The 20792-nt window shown below is 69.6% G+C and carries 13 protein-coding genes and 1 pseudogene; 7 read left to right on the top strand and 7 right to left on the bottom strand.

What is annotated here, in order from left to right; all coding sequences use genetic code 11:
* Positions 1–49: 49 nt before the first annotated feature.
* The 5 genes from ACSHXN_RS42925 (at position 50) to ACSHXN_RS42905 (ending at position 6878) form a co-directional block, all read left to right on the top strand.
* Positions 50–910, top strand: coding sequence for a LacI family DNA-binding transcriptional regulator (locus tag ACSHXN_RS42925; RefSeq protein ID WP_438306361.1), 861 nt, complete (start codon positions 50–52; stop codon positions 908–910).
* A gap of 117 nt (positions 911–1027) precedes the next feature.
* On the top strand, positions 1028–2341 hold the full coding sequence (locus ACSHXN_RS42920; RefSeq protein ID WP_438306360.1) for an ABC transporter substrate-binding protein: 1314 nt from the start codon (positions 1028–1030) through the stop codon (positions 2339–2341).
* A 126-nt stretch (positions 2342–2467) separates the two neighbouring features.
* Positions 2468–3427, top strand: coding sequence for a carbohydrate ABC transporter permease (locus tag ACSHXN_RS42915; RefSeq protein ID WP_355141458.1), 960 nt, complete (start codon positions 2468–2470; stop codon positions 3425–3427).
* Positions 3424–4296, top strand: coding sequence for a carbohydrate ABC transporter permease (locus ACSHXN_RS42910; protein WP_355141460.1), 873 nt, complete (start codon positions 3424–3426; stop codon positions 4294–4296). The genes ACSHXN_RS42915 and ACSHXN_RS42910 overlap by 4 nt, the downstream gene beginning before the upstream one ends.
* Complete coding sequence (locus ACSHXN_RS42905) at positions 4293–6878, top strand: glycoside hydrolase family 2 protein (RefSeq protein WP_438306359.1); 2586 nt, start codon at positions 4293–4295, stop codon at positions 6876–6878. The genes ACSHXN_RS42910 and ACSHXN_RS42905 overlap by 4 nt, the downstream gene beginning before the upstream one ends.
* 368 nt (positions 6879–7246) lie before the next feature.
* Here the strand turns inward: ACSHXN_RS42905 and ACSHXN_RS42900 are convergent, their stop codons facing one another.
* Complete coding sequence (locus ACSHXN_RS42900; protein ID WP_438306358.1) at positions 7247–8668, bottom strand: DEAD/DEAH box helicase; 1422 nt, start codon at positions 8666–8668, stop codon at positions 7247–7249.
* A gap of 807 nt (positions 8669–9475) precedes the next feature.
* Here ACSHXN_RS42900 and ACSHXN_RS42895 point away from each other — a divergent pair.
* Positions 9476–9610: pseudogene (locus tag ACSHXN_RS42895) on the top strand (short-chain dehydrogenase); the annotation flags it as partial.
* A gap of 49 nt (positions 9611–9659) precedes the next feature.
* On the opposite strand, the gene ACSHXN_RS42890 reads toward ACSHXN_RS42895, so the two are convergent.
* On the bottom strand, positions 9660–10256 hold the full coding sequence (locus tag ACSHXN_RS42890) for an ATP-binding protein (protein ID WP_438306357.1): 597 nt from the start codon (positions 10254–10256) through the stop codon (positions 9660–9662).
* 14 nt (positions 10257–10270) lie between these two features.
* Between ACSHXN_RS42890 and ACSHXN_RS42885 the strand changes: the two genes are divergently transcribed.
* Entirely contained in the window at positions 10271–10426 is a 156-nt protein-coding gene (locus tag ACSHXN_RS42885) for a hypothetical protein (RefSeq protein ID WP_438306356.1), read from the top strand.
* Between the two features lie 133 nt (positions 10427–10559).
* On the opposite strand, the gene ACSHXN_RS42880 is transcribed toward ACSHXN_RS42885, so the two are convergent.
* The 5 genes from ACSHXN_RS42880 to ACSHXN_RS42860 form a co-directional block, all read right to left on the bottom strand.
* Positions 10560–11069, bottom strand: coding sequence for an RICIN domain-containing protein (locus ACSHXN_RS42880; RefSeq protein ID WP_438306355.1), 510 nt, complete (start codon positions 11067–11069; stop codon positions 10560–10562).
* A gap of 392 nt (positions 11070–11461) precedes the next feature.
* The gene (locus ACSHXN_RS42875) at positions 11462–12391 is read right to left on the bottom strand and encodes a fatty acid desaturase family protein (RefSeq protein WP_438306354.1); all 930 of its coding nucleotides are present in this window, start codon (positions 12389–12391) and stop codon (positions 11462–11464) included.
* A gap of 13 nt (positions 12392–12404) precedes the next feature.
* Positions 12405–13325, bottom strand: a complete 921-nt coding sequence (locus ACSHXN_RS42870) for a pyridoxal-phosphate dependent enzyme (RefSeq protein ID WP_356114619.1) — start codon at positions 13323–13325, stop codon at positions 12405–12407.
* Between the two features lie 82 nt (positions 13326–13407).
* Positions 13408–14727: an MFS transporter gene (locus ACSHXN_RS42865; RefSeq protein WP_438306353.1), complete on the bottom strand. Its 1320-nt coding sequence runs from the start codon at positions 14725–14727 to the stop codon at positions 13408–13410.
* Positions 14700–20621 carry an amino acid adenylation domain-containing protein gene (locus tag ACSHXN_RS42860; protein ID WP_438306352.1) on the bottom strand — a complete coding sequence of 1974 codons (5922 nt, stop codon included), beginning with the start codon at positions 20619–20621 and terminating at the stop codon, positions 14700–14702. Before ACSHXN_RS42860 ends, ACSHXN_RS42865 begins: the two co-directional genes overlap by 28 nt.
* Positions 20622–20792 lie beyond the last annotated feature (171 nt).

Below are 20792 nucleotides of genomic sequence, written 5' to 3'. Positions count from 1 at the left end.
GACTACGTTACGGACGAGATTAGACGAGACCCACCACCGGGAGGCTCCCATGCCCGCGCCCGCAACCAGCGCCGAGGCCGGCCCACAGCGCGGTATCCCGGTCGGGCTCGCCCTGGTGCGGGACGCCGAGGTACTGGGCGCCGAGCCGTTCTTCCACGAATTCATCGCCGGCATGGAACGGGTTCTGGTGCCACTCGGGGTGCCGGTGCTGCTCCAGGTCGTCGCCACGGTGGCACAGGCCGGCGAGCGTATGCGGGCCTGGGCGCAGCACAGCCAGGTGCAGGGAGTGATTCTCATCGACCTGCTCCCCGGTGACGAGCGGGTGGTGCTGGTCAAGGAGTTGGGCATACCCACGGTGGTCATCGGCGACCCGGCGACCGCCGGCGGTCTTCCCGCGGTGTGGACCCAGGACGACGTGGCCATGCAGAACGTGGTGGCCGAACTGGTGGCCGCCGGACACACCCACCTCGGACATGTCGCCGGACCTGCGCAGATGGCGCACACGATCATCCGGCGCCGGACGTTCCAGACCGCGGCCGCGTCATACGGGGCCCGTATCACGACCTTCGAAGGGGACTACTCGGAGGCCGCGGGGGTACGGGCGCTGTCCGCGCTGGCCGGACTCGTCGACCGGCCCACCGCGGTGGTCTTCGACAACGACGTGATGGCGCTCGGTGCCCTGCACGAGGCGGGCCGACTCGGGCTCCTCGTGCCCAGCGACCTGTCGCTGGTGGCCTGGGACGACTCGGCCCTGTGCCAGTTGGCGGTTCCGCCTCTCAGCGCTGTCAGCCACGACGTGCAGGACCTGGGAGAACTGGCCGGACATACCCTCGCCTGCGCTCTGGCCGGCGCTCCCGCCGCCACGGTCGTCGCACCACCTGCCCGCCTGGTGGTCCGCGGCAGCCTCTGAGGCTGGTCTCGAGGCTGCTCACGGATTACATAGATTATTAATCTTTCTTATTGACTTCCAGTCGCCCCTCCTGGACGCTGTGTCGCGTTCCAGCCGTCTCCAAACAAGGGAAGCGATATGGACCACCGCACCAGGCCCTGGGCCGTGCGCGTCATGGCCGTGTCCGTCGTCAGCGCCCTCGCCCTCGGCCTGGGCGGCTGCGGCACCAGCGGCGACCAAGCGGACGACATCGGTGCCAGCAACTCCATCGACGTCGTGACACGGTGGTCGGCCGGCAACACCGCGGCAGCGGCGCAGGCCCGGGTCTTCAAAGCCTTCACCAAGAGGACCGGCGTCAAGGTCAACGCCACCGACGGTCTGGAGACCATCGACGACCAGGTGGAGAACGCCGTCGCGGCCGGCAAGTCCCCCGACGTGGTGATCGTCAACCTCTACGACAAGACGCTCGGCTGGCTGGACGCCGGCGTCACCGTCCCGGTCGACGGCTACATCAAAGAGTGGGGCCTGGCCGACAAGCTCAAGCCCGCCGCGCTCGAGGACTGGCGGGTCGGCGGAAAGCCCGACGGCCGCCTCCAGGGCCTGCCTTTCTCCGGTTTCAGCTGGCCGGTTTGGTACAACACCGACCTGCTCAAGAGGGCTGGCGTCGACACGATCCCGACCACCACCGACGAACTGATCGATGCCGCCAAGAAGCTGCGTGCGAACGGCGTCCAGCCCCTCACCGTGGGCGGCAACGACTGGACCGGCCAAAAGCTCTTCTACCAGATCGCCGAGTCCTACACCGACGCCTCGACCATGGAAAAGGTCATGAAGAGCGGCGGCTACTGCGCCACCCCCTCGGTGATGAAGGGCATCAAGCTCTTCACTCAGCTGCGCAACGCCGGGGTCTTCGCAGACAACTCCGCGGGCCTGAACGCCGATGCGATGTACGCCGCCTTCTACTCAGGCAAGGCCGCCATCATGTCCGCCGGTTCCTGGGCGTACACCGACGCCAAGGGCTCCAAGACCGGCATAGAGACACACACCGCCCTCGCCGGTCTGCCCGTCCCGTCCGGGGCGACGTTCAAGAAGCCCACCGCCTTCCAGGGCTTCACCGGCGTCGGCTTCATGATCACCAAGCGCGGCGCGTCGAAGGACCGTATCGACAACGTGCGCAAGTTCATCACCTCCTTCTACCAGGACGCCACCATCGGCGACTTCGTGAAGGACGCAAGCATTCTGCCGCCCACCAACAGCGACTTCTCCGCCTATGCCACCGACCCGCTGCTCTCACAGTCCCTGAAGCTCGACACCTCGGTGGACTACGCAGTGGTGCCCGACGTGTGGATCGGCTCCGCGTCCGACCCGATCATCCAGGTCCTGACCGGGGCGTACGGCACGTCCTCGCCCGACAAGATCTGCCAGGGGCTCGACAACGCCACCAAGGGCTGACACCCGTCGAACGCACAGCTCGCCCCCCGGACCGCCGGACCACTGCGGCCCCCTCGGCCCTCCCCCTTGGCCCGCCCACCGCCTTCGCGTGCAGCCCCATTCAGCCCCGGCCGAAAGAAACCGTTCATGTCTTCGACCAGCATCCTGGGCGGCACCCTCGCCGCACCCACGGCCGCACCGCCGCCCGCCAGTCGCCGACGGCGCCGCGGCGGCCTGAACACTCCCCGTCTTCTGTGGCTGACGGTCCCGTCCCTGGTATGGTTCGCCGTCTTCTCGGTAGGGCCGCTGGTGGCGATGTTTGTCATCGCGACCTTGCGCTGGAAGGGCCTCATCTACGAACCCAGTTACGTCGGCACCGCCAACATCCGGCACGTTTTCGGCGACCCCGTCTTCCACGACGCGCTGCGCAACAGCACCGTGCAGGTCGCCGTCGTCATCCCAGTGATGATCCCGCTGGCCTTCATGCTCGGCTATCACCTGAGCACCAAACCGCGCGGCTACCGTGTGCTGTCCGTGCTGTACTTCTCGCCGGGACTGATCTCGATCTCTATCACCGGCATGATCTTCTACGGGGTGCTCTCGCCGAACGGCGGTGTCAACGGCCTGCTCAACACCCTTGGCCTGGACTCGCTCGCGCACTCCTGGCTCGCCGACCCCGGGACCGCCCTGCCCAGCCTGATCGCCATCGACCTGTGGCGCGGCGTCGGCTGGACCGCGGTACTGTTCGCCGCCCGACTGGCCGGCGTCCCCGGCGAGGTCATCGAGGCGGCCAGGATCGACGGCGCCGGACGCCTCCGAATCATGTGGCAAATCGTCTTCCCCATGGTCAAGGACTACGTCCGCACGCTCACCATGCTCCAGTTCCTGTGGACCCTGTTCACCTCCGCCGCGCTGATCCTGCTGCTCACCAAGGGCGGCCCCGGCACCTCGTCCACCACCCTGTCGTACCTGGTGTACGAGAAGGCCTTCTCGCAGAGCGACCTCGGCTACAGCCAGGTCGTCGGCGTCGTCCTGCTGCTGATCGGTATCGCCGGGATGCTGCTGATCCGCGTGCTGATGCGCAGCCCCCTGGAGAAGATCCGATGACCGCGCACACCCCCTCGCCCGCCCGCACCCGTACCGTGCGCCACTCGTGGCGACGCGGCGCCGCACGAGTCGCCACCCCGCTGTCGTGGCTGTACGCGCTGCTGCTCGCCGCGCCGCTCTACTACCTCGTGGTGAGCGCCCTCAAGACCAACATCGAGATCTTCAATCACCCTTTCGCGCTGCCCCAGCACTGGCTCTGGGGCAACTTCGGCACCGCCTGGCAGACCGCTGACCTGGGCCGGGCACTGTGGAACTCGGTGTTGGTCTCCGCCGTCGCAATCGTCCTCACGCTCGGCCTCGCGCTGCCCGCGTCCTTCGCGCTGGCCCGACTGGACAACCGGCTCTCACACCTGGTCACTGGGGCCTTTTCCGTGGGCTTCCTGATCCCGCCGTTCGCAGCGCTGATCCCCACCGTGATCCTCGCGATCAAGATGCACCTGTTCTACACGCGCGAGTTCCAGATGCTTCTGCTGCCGGCCAGCGCCCTGCCACTGTCGGTACTGCTGCTCACCCAGTTCATGAAGACCGTTCCACCGGCCCTGGTGGAGTCGGCCGCACTGGACGGCGCCGGCAACTGGCGGCTCCTGGTCAACGTGTTCCTTCCCATCGCCATGCCGGGCGTCGTGAGCGTCACGATCCTCCAGTTGCTCACCTTCTGGAACGAATACCTCTTCTCCCTCACCATCACCGGCACCGCGCCTGACGTCCGCACCGCGCAGGTGGCGCTGCCCACCCTGGTCTCCGACGCAACCGACTTCGGCGTGCTCACCGCCGGCACCGTGCTGACCCTTCTGCCGGTGTATCTCGCCTACTCGCTCTCCAGCCGCCGTATGCAGGAAGCTCTCACCGCAGGAGCAGTCAAAGGATGACGCTCGGCTCTGAACTCAGCACAACTACCCCTACTGATGCCACCTCCACCGCTGCCGCGACACCGTCGGCGTCCCGCCACGACCTCGGCGGCGAGTGGGAACTCCGCTGGCTGGACGGGCCGGACGCCACACCGGCCACGGTCCGCGGCGCCACGTTGCCCGCTCAGGTGCCCGGCGAGGTGCACACCGCGCTGCTCAACGTCGGCCATCTGGCCGACCCCGACGTGGGACTCGGCGAGCTGGAACAGGACTGGGTGGGCCGCTCCCAGTGGTCGTACCGCCGTTCCTTCCAATGGAAGCCGATCCCCGGCACCCGCACCGACCTGCTGGCAGACGGTCTGGACACCATTGCCGAGGTGTATGTCAACGGGCACCACGTCGGCTCCGCACGCGACCAGCACCTCGCCTACCGGTGGCCGGTCGACCAGGCGCTGGTGCCCGGCAACAACACGATCGAGGTGCGTTTCGCTTCCGCCTGGGACGCAGCCCTCGCACACGAGCGCGACCACGGACCGCTGCCTTCCCCGTACGACGAGCCGTACCCGCACATCCGCAAAGCGGCGGCCAACTTCGGCTGGGACTGGGGGCCGCACTATGTCACCGCCGGCATCTGGCGCGGCATCAGACTGGAGACGTACGTCGGCAGGATCGACCACATCCGTCCGCTCGTCCGGCTTGCCGACGACCACCGCAGTGCGGAGGTCACCGTGCACGTCAGGGTCGACGCGCCAGTCGGCTCCCGCGTCCTGGTCGAACTGGCCGGCCCAGATCGGCGAGCGGCCGGACACGCCGCCGGTGAGATCGCCGGGAAGGAGGTCACGGTGACGTTCACCCTCGCTGATCCCGAACTGTGGTGGCCTGTGGGCCTGGGCTCCCAGCCCCGCTACCTGCTGTGCGCCCGCCTCGAATTGGACGGCGCACCGCTGGACGAGGCCGCAGTACGCGTTGGTGTGCGCTCGGTCGCCGTCGACGAATCCCCCGACGCGGTGGGCACCCGCTGGACCTTGGTGGTCAACGGCCGTACGGTACGCATCCGCGGCTACAACTGGATTCCAGACGACACCCTGGCCAGCCGCGCCACCCCAAAACGCGTCATTGAACGCATCGACCAGGCCGTCGCCGGCAATGCCAACCTGCTGCGGGTCTGGGGAGGTGGCCACTTCGCCACCGAGGAGTTCCTGGACGCCTGCGACGACCGGGGCGTCCTGGTCTGGCATGACTTCCTCTTCGCCTGCGCCGCCTACTGCGAGGACGACACCACCGCGGCACTGGTCACTGCCGAGGCCGAGCAGGCAGTCACCCGCATGTCGCCGCACCCCAGCCTGGTGGTGTGGTGCGGCGGCAACGAGACAGTACTGGGCCGGCACCACTGGGGATGGGGCGACCAGATCGGCGAGCGCGGATGGGGCACGCGCTACTACCTCGACATACTGCCCGACGTACTGGCCCGTCTCGACCCGACCCGCCCGTACCTGCCCAATACCCCATGGTCCGGCGCCCTCCACACCGACCCGGCAACCGACACTCACGGCCCCACCCACCTCTGGGACCCCTGGAACGAGACGGACTACGCCCACTACCGAGACCACGACCCCTCGTTCGTCGCCGAGATGGGCTGGTGCGGGCCCGCAGCCTGGACCACTCTGGAACGGGTACTCGGCGGCGAGACCCCCGGTCCCGCCTCCCCACTGACCCGGCACCACCTGCGAGCCATCGACGGAATGCACAAGCTCACCCGCGGCCTCCAGCCGCACATACCCACACCCGCGGAAGGCGCAGACTGGCACTTCGCCACCCAACTCGTGCAAGCACGCGCCGTCGCAGCCGGGGTGGAATGGCTGCGCTCGCGGGAGCGCTGCGGAGGGGCAATCGTCTGGCAACTCAACGACTGCTGGCCGGCCATAAGTTGGTCCGCGATTGACGTCGCTGGCATCGAGAAACCGCTCTGGCACGCTCTGCGCCATTCCTTCGCGCCGCGCCTGGCCACCGTGCAACCCGTCGCCCCGGGTCCGACGCACAACCCGACAGGCAGAAAGGGATTGGCATTCACGCTGGTCAACGACACAGCCACAGAATGGGCCCCAAAGGTCGATGTCCTACGAATCGGCTTCGACGGCCGCGAGTTGGCCCGTACCCGTCTCGAAGTGTCCTGCGCGGCCGGCGCCATAGTTACGCTTCCCCTGGACCGGGCGGTGGCCTCTCCGACGGACCCGCACGCCGAGCTGCTTGTCGTGGACGCGGACGGCGTACGCACGACATGGGCCTACCGCCCCGACCGCACCTTGACGGCCCCGCGGTCCGTCCTCGAGGTGACCGATACCTTCGCCGACGGCGTCCTTCACCTGACGGTGACGGCCCGGACAGTCACACGCGACATCTGCGTCTTCCCCGATCGCCTCGCCACCCCCCTCGGCGTTCCCCCGCAAACCCTGATGGTCGACACCTCCATGGTCACTCTCCTTCCAGGCGAGTCACACACCTTTCGTGTCGCCTCTCGCGCGGACGAACCCCTGCGTCATACCCCGATCCCCTCGTCCTTCATCCGCCTGGCAGTCAGGTCGGTGTCCGACCTCATCCAGTAGGACCGTGGCGGGCGTCCGCAACTGAGCGTTGCCGGGCTGGAAGAAGTGGAGCCTGGACTTCCGCGGCAACGACCAAGGAGGACACATGGAGTTGCTCTGAGGGGCGGAGGAACTACCTGGGAACAGAGGCGAAAGGGGTGGCATCAGGGCTCGTCGATCAGTTCGGTCGCACGAACAACTGCGCTGAGAGCATCGGGGCGGCCTGTGCGTTGGTGAACGCAGGTCCGCGCAGTTCTCCATCGCCCGCACGCCGGCCCGTGTTCACGATCACCCGTGCATCACGCCGTCCGGTGCACCCCGACCGATCTCCGGTCCCGCGTGTCCGTCCAACAGCGGGGACGAAGGCACCGCCCGGCAGTCCGGGAAGCTCAGCTGCCGCGCCGCACCCGGGCCGCCTCGCGGGCCTCCGCGAGCGTACGGGCCTCGGTGCTCCTGCGGGACGGCCGTCCACCCGAGCCGCCTTTCGCGTCCTTGGTACTGCCCAGGCCGCGGAACGGGGCGTTGTGGTTCTTGGGGCGTGGTACGGCCGGCCCGCCGTCGAGAGGCATTCCGGAGGGGGCCTTGGCGCCGGTGATCCGGCTGAGCTCCGCCTCGCCGGACCGCACTTTGGTGACCTTGGGGGCGACCTTGGCGTCCGCCATGACCTGGCTCGTCTCGCGGCGCTGTCCTGACAGGACAAGTGTCACGACCGTGCCGGAGCGGCCGCCCCGGGCCGTGCGGCCCGCGCGGTGCAGATAGTCTTTCGGGTCGGTGGCCGGGTCGACGTTGACCACGAGATCGAGATCGTCGACGTGGAGGCCGCGTGCGGCAACGTTCGTCGCGACCAGGGCCGTGACCTGTCCGTTCTTGAACTGGGCCAGGGTCCGGGTGCGCTGTGGCTGGGACTTCCCGCTGTGCAGGGCGGCGGCGGCCACACCGCTGGCCCGCAGATACCGCGTGAGCTGATCGACACCGTGCTTGGTGTCCAGGAACAGCAGGACGCGGCCGTCCCGGGCGGCGATCTCCGTGGTCACGGCATACCGGTCCGGGCCGTGCACGACGAAGACGTGGTGCTCGATCGCGGAGACCGCGCTGGACGAGGGGTCCACGGAGTGGACGGCGGGGTCGCGCAAGTAGTCCTGCACGAGCAGGTCGACGTCGCGGTCGAGAGTAGCGGAGAACAACATCCGCTGCCCGTCGGGACGCACCTGGTCCAGGGCTTCGGTGACCTGAGGCAGGAACCCCATGTCACACATCTGATCGGCTTCGTCCAGGACCGTTATGCGCACCCGTCCCAGGCGGCATTCCTTGCGGTCGATGAGGTCGTGCAATCGGCCGGGTGTGGCGACAACGATTTCGGCACCGTCCCGCAGCACGGCGGCCTGCCGTCCGATGGACACCCCGCCCACCACGGTCGCGAGCCGCAGCCGCAGCGCCTCTGCGTACGGGGTGAGCGCCTCACCGACTTGCTGCGCCAGCTCCCTGGTGGGCACCAGAACGAGCGCCAGCGGCTCCTTGGGCTGCGCGCGGCGCCCGGCCGTCCGGGCGAGCACCCCCAGGCCGAAGGCGAGCGTCTTGCCGGATCCCGTGCGACCGCGGCCCAGGACGTCCCGTCCCGCGAGCGCGTTGGGCAGTGCCGCCGCCTGGATGGGGAAAGGCACCGTCACACCGCGCTCGTCGAGCACCCGCAGGATCTCGGTCGGCAACCCCAGCTCCGCGAAGGACGCCGCCAAGGGCGGAGCCGCGGCGGCACCCGACACCTCGGACACCTCCTCCCGCTGCCGGGCATGGGCACGTGCTGATTCGCTCACAGAAAGCCTTCCTCCGAAGGGACCGTACCGAGGAAGGCGCGGCAAGGACGCAGCCACCAGCCAGGAACCGCGAACCGGCCACCGACACAGCGACGCTGCAAACGCCCCACGCTAGCACGGCCACGCCGCCGGGGCCCTCCATGGCCCTGCCGCTCAGCCGGGGCACGACAGTCGGACCTCCCTGTACAGATTGCCTCGGCGCGCTTAACCGCAAGGTGTCTGGCTGAGAAGGCGGCCCCCCATTGATCGGCGTTCGACTCCGGGCTCATGGCGCGGCCTACACCTTTGACATGCGAATCTCGTGGACGGTGTCCGCGTCGGTGGGCCCGTCTACGTGCCGATCAGCCGAGTGCCAGTGTCGTGGGCAGTTTGCGCGTGCTCTGTGTGAGCCTGACGCACTACAGCATGGGCAATGACCTGCTGATAGGGACCGTGGGATACACGGTAGTGGTGGGAGCGGTCGGCGCTCTCGCCAAGGCGCGCACCTGCCGGACCCGATAACGCAACGGCCGGGGGCGCGTATACGGGTGATCCCGGCCGTCACGGTCACAAGTAGCAGCCCTGGAGTTCCGCACCGAGGACATCGCGGGCGAGCGGGGTGGCGGTGAGCAGGACGCGGACGGGGCGGCCGTCGACGATGCAGGCAAGACCGCACCGGCGGGGGCGGAGCTGCGGACGGTGACGCGCGCGCGCCTGGCGCCTGGCGCCTGGCGCCTGGATACGGAGATCAGAGACGCGTGATCATGGCGTTCTCCGGCTAAGCGGACCTGCCCCGCCGCAGCCCTGACGCCTACCGCCGAGAAGGCCATGCCCGGATTCTCGCTGCATGCCGCCGGCAAGACCGCGTTCGTGGCCTTCGCCCGGGTCTGGAACGCGGAGCAGGCAGCTCAGCGGATCCGCGTCAACGGCCTGCACCCGGACCCGACCGACACCCCAGCGCTCGGTCGCTTGTCGCCAGCGCAGCGCAACCATCTCGTGTGCGTCTACTTGATCAGGATCCGCCCGTGGTCCGAACCGAGGAGTCGACTGGCGAGGTCGACGCCTGCGATCGCGCCGGGCCTGTCGCGAGTGAAGAAGTCCTACTGTCCGGACGGGACCATATCTTTCGGTTTCTGTTGGGAGGTCGCTTCGGTAGGGCAGTGACGCCGTTCGGTGGGGTGGAGCTGTGCCGACCGTCGCCGTCCGTCCTGCAGCTGTGCCACAAACCCTGTTGTGGCGTGCCGATGTCCAGCCAGACCGTCTTGCCCCGGCCGTTGGGCGAGGTTCCCCAGTTCTGGCAGAGGGCATCGACGATGGTCAGTCCACGTCCGTGCTCGGCGGTAGCGTTGGCCTCGTCGTCATCCACGACCGAGGTGGGCACCGGGGGTGTCGCGTCCACGTCCCGGACCTCGAGGTGAATCCGGTCGCAGTACTCCCGGACCCAGACCTCCACCTCGCTGTCGGCGTGGATGAGCGCGTTGGTGGCGATCTCCGAGGCCATGATCTCCAGGTCGTCCGCCAGCTCCGCCAGCCGCCCTCCGGAGACGAAGTCTCGGACGAAGCTGCGCACCCGCCCGACGCTGCGCAGGTCGTGCCGGGCGACGAACATGTGGTCGATCTTCGGTGCGCTCGAAGACCTACGTCGCCCGCCGCACCGGCGAGGGCAAGAGCCCTCGCGACGCGCAGCGATGCCTCAAGCGGAACGTCTGCCGCCAGATCTTCAAGATCCTCGAACGAGGGAACCAGCCGACCCTGGAAGAGCTTGCTCAAGCGGCTTGACACGACATAGCAGCCTCGAGGGGAACGCTCGGAAGCGATTCATCACCGATGGGCCGCTTCCGGCGTCGGCCGAGCTCAGTTCCGGACCGGCCGGCCCGGGCTCCGGACCGGCCGACTGCACAAACCGCTACGACTACACGCCGTACCACCACTGTGCGCTGTCGCCCGAGACGTAATAACGCTCGATCACGTCGGTGCCCTGGGCACTGCTCGACGGCTCGGCGAAATAACCGGAGAACACGTTCTCCAGGAAGCCGTTGGTCTTGGGGTCGCCGTACCACTTCTCGTCGTTGGCCGAGGTGCACGTGTACTGGATCAGCCGCGCGCCGTAGGAGCTGCTGGAGCCGACTCCGATGCACTTGCCGGAGTACTGGTTCTTGATTTGGTAGGCCGTGCGGCCGTATCCGTCGTCCGTGGCCGTGAAGGCCCATTGCTCGTCCTTGGCGCCGGTGCACGGCCACTGGATCACCGGCGCACCGTTGCCTGTCTCGCTGCCCACGCCCATACACATGCCTGTATAGGAATTTTTGACGCGGTAGACGGAACCGGAGGCGCTCGAGGGCTGTGCCATCGCCGCCACGAGGCCCAACGCCCCCGCGCTCACGGCCAGCGCCCGCAGTGCCCGCTGATGTCTCCTGCGCATGGTTTCCCTCTTCCTGTGAAGAGCCGGCCGTCCAACCGACAGTCGGTTTAGGACCGTTGGGGAAATGGAGAATGTGACACGGAAGCGGTGTGGCGTGCATCACGCCATGATGGCGGCGTTGCCCAACTGATCGTTTCAGAGCCGCGGGCGTTGCTCTCGACGTTCTTGGTCGGCAGGCTGTCTCCGGTGCGTGTTGATCTTGTTTCTGACGATCTGTGGGGCGGGTGGCTCCGCTGCTGCCGCCCCCTCTCGAGCGGCGACGAAGAAGGGGGATGGTCGATCCATACGGAACGGCGCCAAAGGCGGGGATGAATCTTCCTCCGAGGCCGCCCCGCGGGCCCAACGGGCCGGGCCGTGGCCGCGGGAACGGCCGTTCCCTAGTACGGCGCTCTCTACGGCTCTGTCGGCCGACTCCTGAGCGCCTGCCAGAGGACCCGGTAGAAGCCCGCGTAGCTGCGCTCGACGTGCACGGCGAAGGACCTTGTCTCCGCGTGCCGCTCGCCGAGGCGGTTGATCGGCACCGTCATGGCGGCGTGGTGCTCGATGTGCAGGTTGTTACCGTTGGTGAACCAGGTGCTCAGCCAACTGCCGCGAATGGAGCGGGTGTTGCGCAGAACATCCGTCGTTTCCGTGTCGCACAGTAGGTGCTCCGGCAACTCCACGAGGAAGTGCAGGGGGACGGCGAGCAGCAGGGGAAGTGCCCACAGCCGCAGCACGTACTCACCGTGGCCGAGGAGCGCCAGGCCGGCCAGGCCCGCCACGGCGGCGCCCAGCAGGACGTGTTCGGTCACTATCCGCCGCCGCATCGCTGGCGCGACGTGCCCGAACTCGTACGACCAGCGTCCCGTGGCCGCGCGTAAGACGTCCTTGGCCACCGCGCCCAGCCGCGGATAGTCGAGCAGCCCGCGCAGCAGGGCCCGGGGTGTGAGCGGTCCCCGGGTGTCGAAGCCGAAGAACTCCGTGTCCTTCGGCGTGCCGAGGAAGCGGTGGTGTTGGAGGTGGCGCACCCGGTAGTGGCTGTAGACGACGAAAAGCGGTATGCCCAGAGGAACGCCGATCAGCCGGTGGGGCAGTGCGCGCCGGAACGCGGAGTGGTGCAGGCACTGGTGCTGGAGTTCCACGGCGTGGGTAAACATGGCCGCCAACACAACGATGCCGAGGGCGGCCGCCCAGAGATTCTGTTGCAGGGCGAGAATCACCCCGCCGGAGGTCAGGACGGCCAGTAGGGCGAGTTTGGCGACGAAGACCAGCTCGTCAGCAGGTGTCACCTTGAGCCGGGTGAAGAGTGTGCCCGGGCCGGCGGGCGAGGCATCGTCCGGCACGGGGCTAAGCCGCTCAACGGCCACTGAGCACCACCACGTGGAGACCGGGTGCCAGACCCTCAAAGCAGGCGGTCCGGAGCAGGCCGGCCATGGCCACGGCGCCCGCGGCGGTGGGGAAGGCACCGTGTGCGGCCAGCATGTCGCGCGCGTCACAGAGCTCCTGGTCGTCCACGCCGAGGGCGGTGCCGCCGGTGGCCGCGATCGCGGCCATCGCCTCGTCGCCCTGCAGCGCATGCCAGTTGACCAGCGGCTGGTTGTGGTCGGTGGTGGTGACGGACTCCGGGGGCAGGGGGCGGTACGGGCCCGGCCAGTAGGTCACCATCGGGTTGTTTCCGGCCGAGCCGACACCGTTGATCACCGTGTCCCAGCCGAGCAGCTCCAGTTGCCGCCGCACGGCTATTGCGGTGGTGCCGTTGCCGACAGGCAGCCAGAGCGCTGCGGGGGGTTCAGGCAGTGCGGCCCGCAGCGCGGACACGACCACACCGTGGCCCTCCAACACAGCCTCGACGTAGGGGCCGTCTACGTTTCCGTCGACGCAGTCACCGATGGCGGCGAGTCGTCGGGACTCGTCGACGGCGTCCTCGTACGACCCGTCCACGAGGTGGACGTGTGCTCCGGCGGCGCGCATCGCCTCGCCGCCGTCACTCCAGCCGGCGGGGAGGACCACCGTGCACTCCACGCCGGCGGCCTGACAGGCCGTGGCCATGGCCCGCCCGTAGTTGCCGCAGGTGGCGATGGTGACGTGCCGGTGGCCGTCTGCCACGGCTCGGGCCACGACGGCGCGGGCGGCGGGTTCCTTGTGACTCCCCGAGGCGTAGCGGGTCTCGTCCTTGACCAGGACTCGAGCGCCGGGCACCAGGGCTGAGACGTCAATGAGGGGGGTACCGAAGGCGTCGGAGGGCGCTTGGGCGGACGGCGGTGCGGGGGTGGGCATGAAGGTTCCTTCGGGGGTGGTGGAGGAAGGTGCGTCCGGTGCCCGGAACAGTTGTGCGGGGCAGGCGCCGGCGTATGGGGTGTCAGGCGCGGGTGGTTACGAGCTGTGCGTCGGCGTGGTCCTGGAGGTCGTCGAGGTCGCCGATCTCCGCCGGGGGCAGAGCGTCGGCCAGGTCGTCCTCCAGCAGCCGCAGGCGGGGGTCGACCCAGCCGCGGACCGCCCAACCCAGTTGCAGCAGTCCGCTGACGACAACGAGCAGCGCGAGACCACGTCCCGGGCCGGTACCGAGCAACACGCCGGCAGTGTCCGCAAGGGCACCGCCGGGCTCCAGCAGCGGCTTCACGTAGTGCTCGGCCAGCGGGCCGACGACCAGGTAGCCGAGCGGCATGGTCAGCATCATCAGCGTCATGAAGATGGCCAGTACCCGGCCCTGGAGTTCGAGGCCGACCTTGGTCTGCACGAGGGCGATCCAGTGGCCGTCGGCCAGGGACTCGCCGAAGGCCAGCAGGAACATCCCGGACACGATCAGAGGCGGGCTGGCGAAGCCGACCATGGCCATCGCCAGGCTGGCCACCGCCATTGAGATGATCATGCCGTGGGCCCTGCGGCTGGTGCCGCCCCACAGGCCCATCACCAGGCTGCCGCACAGGCCGCCGAGGCCGGCTGCGCCGAGTGCCGTGCCCAGCATCAGCGGGGACTGTTCGATGAGCAGCATCGGGGTGATGACCGCGAAGCCCAGGGTGTAGAAGGCGTGGTCGATGACGAAGAAGCGCAGCGCCGCCTGGAGTCCGGGCCGGCGGGCGATGTAGCGCCAGCCGCCGGTGATCTCCCTGCCGAACGACTCGTCTCGCCGCCGGAAGAGGGTGTCGGGGAAGCGGACCACGAGGAGCGTTGCGACACCCGCCACGAAGCTGCCTACGTCGATCATGACAACACCGGAAACTCCGATCACCCCGATGAGCCCGGCTCCCATCATGGGCGCGAACACCGTGCCCACGCCCACACCGAGTTGGCTGATCCCGTTGGCGTGCCCGAGGTACCGCTTGGGGACCAGCTGGGCCACCGCGGCCAGATAAGCGGGCCGCTGGAAGGCCCCCGCGACGGAGGTGACGGATACGGCCAGATAGACCTGCCACATTTGCAGGCCCCGGTCGAAAATCAGCAGGCCGAGCAGGCCCATGGCCAGGCCCGCCGCAGCGTCGCTGGTCAGCATGATCATGCGGCGGTTCCAGCGGTCTGCCACCGCGCCGGCCACCGGTCCGGCGAGGATGCCGGGGAGCATGCCGACCGCGTTCACGACGGCGAAGTCGGCGATCGAGCCGGTGCGTTGGTAGACCCAGATGCTCAGGACGAGTGTGCTGAGACTGCTGCCGATCATCGACAGGAACTGGCCAAGTGCCACGATGGCGAATCGGGACAGGCTCGGTCTGGTGCCCTTCGTCCCGGCGCCGGCCGCCTGTGCGGCGGATCCGTGCGATGGCCCTCGTCCGCGGCACCCAGTCCGGTCGGCCGGCCCTCGTCCACGGGCGGGCCGTCCGCCGGCCCCGGTGGCTCCTGCCACCGTTCGGCGTGCTCCACCAACGTTCGGGCCAGCGGCTCGGCGTGCGTTTTGACGAAGAAGTGGCCTGCCTTCGGCAGCACCGCCAGGGAGACGTCGTTCGCGAAGTGCTCCCACTCGTGGTGGCGTTCCTGGTACAGCTCGGTGACCCGGTCCCGGGAGCCCACCACGCTAAGGACCGGGGCGCGCAACCTGGACGCCGGGGCGTCCTGGTAGATACTGGTGTAGTACTCCTCAGCGTCTCGCGCGTCGTGCCGCACGTTGCGCAGTACGAACTGCTCCTGCTCGGGGTCGTCCAGGTCGGTGAAGCCGCCCCGTGCCCGCAGGTAGGACAGGTACTCCCGGTCGGAGGTAAGCCAGTCGGTGGGCAGCAGCCGGTGCAGCCAGTCGAAGAAACGCCCGGGGAGCCGCGCCGTGGGGAAACTGGCGCCAAGGCCGACGCCCACCACATCGATACCGGCGGCCTCCGCCTGGCGTGCCACCTCCAGCGTGACGGCTGTGCCCAGGCAGTGCCCGTAGAGCAAGACGGGCCCCTCCACCGCGCCGAGTTCCGCCACCACTCGGGACGCCACCTCGGCGCCCGGCACCAGCGGATCGGCCGGCCTGCTCATGTCGTGGCCCGGCAGCTCGACCGCGTACAGCCCCCATTGTGGCGGCAGTTGCTCGGCCAGCGGCTGGTACGCGACGGCGCTGCCGCCGGAGAAGGGCACCGCCACGACCGTGACGCCGCCCGCGCCCGGATCTGCCTCCTGCCGGGTGAGCCGGTGCAGCAGCGGCGCCCGCTCCTCTCCGCGCTCCGCGCGGTCCGCGAGTAGCGCGGCGAGCGCGCGCACCGTCGGGGTGCGGTACAGCTCCACCAGGGCCAGGCCCGGGTCGATCTGCCGGACGATCCGCAGCGCCGCGAAGGAGTCGCCGCCAAGGGAGAAGAAGCTGTCGTCGATACCGATCGCCGACGCCTCCACGCCCAGCGTCCTCGCCCAGATCGCGGCGATGCGTCGCTCGGCTGCGTTCCGGGGCGCGGTGCGCGCCGGGGCATCGGCGGCGTCGGGCGGGGTCGGCAGGGCGCGCCGGTCGAGCTTGCCGTTCGGGGTGAGCGGCAGCCGCTGCAGAAACACCACCCGTGCGGGCACCATGTGCGTGGGAAGCGCGGTCGCCAGCGCCTCGCGGACCGCCGCCTCAGCGAGCCCGGCGTCCGGTGCCGCCACGAGGTAGCCGACGAGCTGGGCGGCGCCGGAGGGCAGGGTGTGCACGGCGGCCGCGGACGCCGCCGTCTCGGGCAGCGCGCCGAGCGCGGCCTCGACCTCACCGAGCTCCACTCGGTAGCCGTTCACCTTGACCTGGTCGTCCAAGCGGCCCAGAAAGTCCACGGTGCCGTCGTGGCGGTAGCGGGCGCTGTCCCCGGTCCGGTACATGCGTGCCGTGCCGCCCGTGTCATCCGGGGCGTACGGGTCGAGGACGAACCTCTCCTCGGTCAGTTCCGGCCGTTCGTGGTAGCCCGGTGACACTCCGGCGCCGCCTAGGTGGAGCTCGCCGACCACGCCGGGCGGCACGGGTGCCCCGTGTGCGTCCAGCACGTACACCCGGTTGTTGGGGAACGGGCGGCCGATAGGCAGCGGCGCCTCGGCAGGCAGGTCGTCGACGTCGCCGTCAAAGTACACGTTGTCGACGGTGACCTCAGTGACGCCGTACGCGTTGACGACCCGGTTCCCGGGGCCAACGAGGCGCTGTGCCCGCTGGTACTCGCGCACCTGCCACTTCTCGCCGCCTCCGATGAGCAGCCGCACGAAGTCCAGGCGTTCCCCGGTCTGTTCGGCGTGGGCCAGCAACACCCGCAGCACGGCCGGGACTAGTTCAGTGCATTGGACCCGTTCGTCGCGCATGAGCGCGTACAGCTCCGCCGGGTCCAGCAACGTCTCGCGGGGGACGACGACCAGCCGGCCGCCGGTGCAGTGTGCGCGCAGTGTTTCGCCCACGAACATGTCGAAGGAGAAGCTGGCTGCCTGCTGGTACGTCCAGTCCGGGTCGAGGTCGTAGGCGCGCTGCCACATGGCCGCTGCGTGCACCAGGTTCCGGTGGGTCACCACCACGCCTTTGGGGCGGCCGGTGGAGCCGGAGGTGTAAATGACGTAGGCCGGGTCGTCCGGCGCCCCGACGGGCACCGGGTCGGTGTCCGCCGCAGCGTCGACCAGTGCGGCGTCACGGTCGAGCGCGAGGACCGCCGTGTCCCTGGGCGCCTCCGGGGCGCCCGCGAGGCCGAGCCGGGTGACCAGCGCTACCGGACGGCTGTCCTCGAGCATGTAACGTAGCCGCTCACGCGGGTACGCCGGGTCCAGCGGCACATAGGCGCCGCCCGCCTTGAGGACACCCCACATCGCTGCGAACAGGTCGATCCCGCGGTCCAGGCAGATCGCCACCCGCTCTCCGGGGCGCACGCCGCGCTCGCGCAACAGGTGGGCGACGCGGTTCGCCCTGCGGTTGAGCCAGTCGTAGCTGACGGTCTGCGGGCCCGAGGTCAGGGCTGGTGCGTCCGGCCGCCGCGCGACGCAGCCCTCGAACACTTCCTGCAGGCTGAGTGCCGGGGGGATCTCGGCGGCGCTGTCGTTCCAGGTGTGCAGGATGGTGTGGCGTTCCGCCTCGGTGAGCAGCGGTAGCCGGCCCAGCTCGGTGCCGGGTTCCGCGGCCGCGGCCTGCAGCAGGGTCAGCAGTTGGTCCACGAGGGCCTCGACACGTTCGGCGTCGAAGAGTTCGGCCGCGTAGTCGACGGTCAGGAGCGGCCCATCGGCGGGGAAGTCCAGGCCGATGGCGAGGTCCGCCATGGTGGCGGCGGGTGCCTCGTCGCCGGCATACGCCACCAGCCGGCCGCTCGGCGCCGCCGTGTTGTGCACGGTGACGCTCACCCGGCTGAGCGGGTCGAGTCGGCCGCCGCCGGGCCGTTGCACCGATGCCGCGATCTGCGAAAGCGGCAGGCCTTGGTGCTCCAGGTCGCGCAGGACCGCGTCCCGCACCCGGCCCAGCAGCTCGACGAAGGTCGGATTACCCGTCAGGTCGCCGCGCAGTGGAAGGATGTTGAGGACGGAGCCCACGACACGGTCCAGCGCCGGATCCTCCCGCCCCGCCACCGGAGCCAGGACGGTCACGTCGCTGCGGCCGGTGTACCTGGCGAGGACGACCTGCACACCCGCCAGGACCACCATGAAGAGGCTGACCCGGTGCTCCCTGGCGCACGAGTTCAGCAGTGCGAGCGACGCCGGATCCAGGCCGCGGGCGACCCGTCCCGCGCGGTGGCTCGCCACGGCCGGGCGTGGCCGATCCGCGGGCAGCTCCAGGTCCAGGTCGGCGCCGTCGAAGCGCTCGCGCCAGTACGCGGTGAGCGCCGCATCGCCGAACGCGGCCGTCCGCCGCCGCGCGATCTGCGTGAGCCGGTCGGGGTCGGCGTGCCGTGGCTGGCGACCTGCGCTCAAGTCGCCGTATATGTCAGCGAGCTCGTCCCCAAGTACCCCTACAGACCAGCCGTCGAAGACCAAGTGGTGCACTGTCAGCAGGAGTTCGTCCCCGTCGGGGGTGCGCACCAGCGTCACGCGCGCCACGGGACCCTGCTCGAGGTCGATCCGCTCCGACACGATCCGGCGGCGTTCCGCGGCCGCCCGCGCGCGTGCCGCCTCCGGTGCCAGGCCCCGCAGGTCGATCTCGGCGAACGGGATGGTGGCGGACGTGCCGACGGTCATGACGGGCTCGTCGCCGACATAGGGAAAGCGGGAAACCAGGGCGGGGTGGCGAGCGGCCAGCTCCGCGAGGCATCCGGGCAGCAGCTCGGTGCGGACGGGCGCCGTCCAACGGTAGCGGATGCCGATGGTGTGCACCGGCAGTTCGGAGCTCACCTGCTCGGCCATCCAGAAGTCGCGCTGCAGCGCAGTGAGTGGGAGCGTCGACGGCTCCTCGGCCGGGCGGTCCTCGTCGCGCTCAGCAGTAGGGGCCGGGTGCGGCACACCGTCGGCGGCACGGACGATATCGGCGACGTGAGCGAGGGTCGGCGCCGCATAGAGCGCGCTGAGGGTGAGGTCGGCCCCGTGGGAGTACCGCAGCCGACTGATCATGCGTATGGCGGAGAGTGAGTCCCCGCCGAGGGAGAAGAAGTCGTCGGTGTGGCGGATGTCGCCGGCGCCCAGCAACTCCCGCCACACGGCGGCCACGAGGGCCTCGGGCGAGGAGTCCTCGGTGTCGACCGCCACGGGCGGGGACACCGAAGGGGCAGCGGCCAGCGCGGTGCGGTCCACCTTCCCCTGCGCCGTCAGCGGGAAGGCGGCATGCACGGAGAACACGGCCGGCACAAGGTAGTGCGGTAGCCGGGCAGCCAGTTCACGCCGGACGGCGTCGGTTCCGGGCGCGTCGTCGGCGGTCACGAGATGGGCCGCGAGCCGTGGCGTGCCCGCGCCGTCGTCGACGAGGACGACGGCGTCGGTGACGCCGCGCACCTGCCGCAACGCGCTCTCGACCTCGCCCGGTTCCACCCGGAAACCGCGGATCTTCACCTGCTGGTCGAGCCGACCCAGGTACTCCAGGCCGCCGTCCGGCAGTTGCCGCACCCGGTCGCCGGACAGGTACTCCCGGCACCCGTCCGGACCGTCACGGAACCGGTCCACGGTCAGATCCGGCCTCCCGAGGTAGCCGGTGGCCACCCCTGCGCCACCGATGCGCAGCTCGCCCGGCTCGCCGGGCACAGCGGTCGTACCGTCTTCGGCCACGACCCGTACGGTGACACCCGGCAGCGGGGTGCCGATCGGCACGGGGCCGTCGCCCGCCCACGTGGTCAGGTCGACGGCGGTCGCCACGACCGACGTCTCGGTGGGGCCGTAGGTGTTGAGCAGCCGCACGCGCGTGCCGACCTGCTTCTGCCAGCGGGCGACCGCCTCCGCGTGGACCGCCTCACCGCCGATGATCACCATGCGCACCGTTGCCGGGAGGGCCGTCTCGCCGCGCTCGAGCGCCCCGACGAGATCGTGCCAGTACGCGGTCGGCAGATCGAGGACGGTGATGCCGAGGCCGGCACAGCGGTCCAGGAAGATATCGGGACGGCTGATCATGTCGTCGTCCCGGACGACGACCGTGGCACCCCCCAGGAGCGGGGGGAAGATCTCCTCCACACTGGCGTCGAAGCTGAGCGAAGCGAACTGCAGCACACGGTCGGCGGGAGAGAACTCGTAGCGTTCGTTGGCCGCCCGGCAGAAATGCGTCAGGGCACGGCGCGGTACGACCACGCCCTTGGGCCGTCCCGTGGAGCCCGAGGTGAAGATGACGTACGCCGGGTCCTCTGGCACGACGGTCGTGTCCGGCCCGGCAGCAGCGGCTGCAGCCGCATCGACCGCGAGCACCGACGTCCCCGGGGGCAGAGAGCGGGCGAACCCGTCCGCCCGGTCACCCGGAACCAGCACCACCCGAGGCCCAGCCTCCTCGACCATCATCGTCAGCCGCGCCGCGGGATAGCCCGGGTCGAGCGGCAAGTAACCGGCCCCTACCCGCAGCACCGCAAGCATCGCCGCGACCGCCTCCCGACCCCGAGGCATGCACAACCCCACGAGGTCCCCGGCCTGGACCCCACTCGCGTGCAGCGACCCAGCCAGCGGCACCACCGCGGTCAGAAGCTCGGCGTAGGAGAACGTGCCCATCGAGTCGATCACGGCCGGCGCGTCAGGGGTCTGCCGCGCCTGCTCCTCGATCGCGGCGAGCACATCCGACGGCACAACATCGACAGTGCTGAAGGCGGCATCGGCCCCAGCTAATCCGCCCGACGCGGCTAAGTCCACCGCTGGTGTAGCACGCACGCGATCTCCCTGGGAGCTGTCCCTGCACTGGAGGCGACTCAAAGCGGAACGCCTCGGCGAATTTGTGGGACTCACGTAACGAAGATGTGA

Origin of the sequence: Streptomyces sp. HUAS TT11, assembly GCF_051553595.1 — a bacterium.
Lineage (GTDB): Bacteria > Actinomycetota > Actinomycetes > Streptomycetales > Streptomycetaceae > Streptomyces.
This window is presented reverse-complemented; position numbering and strand designations above follow the sequence as displayed.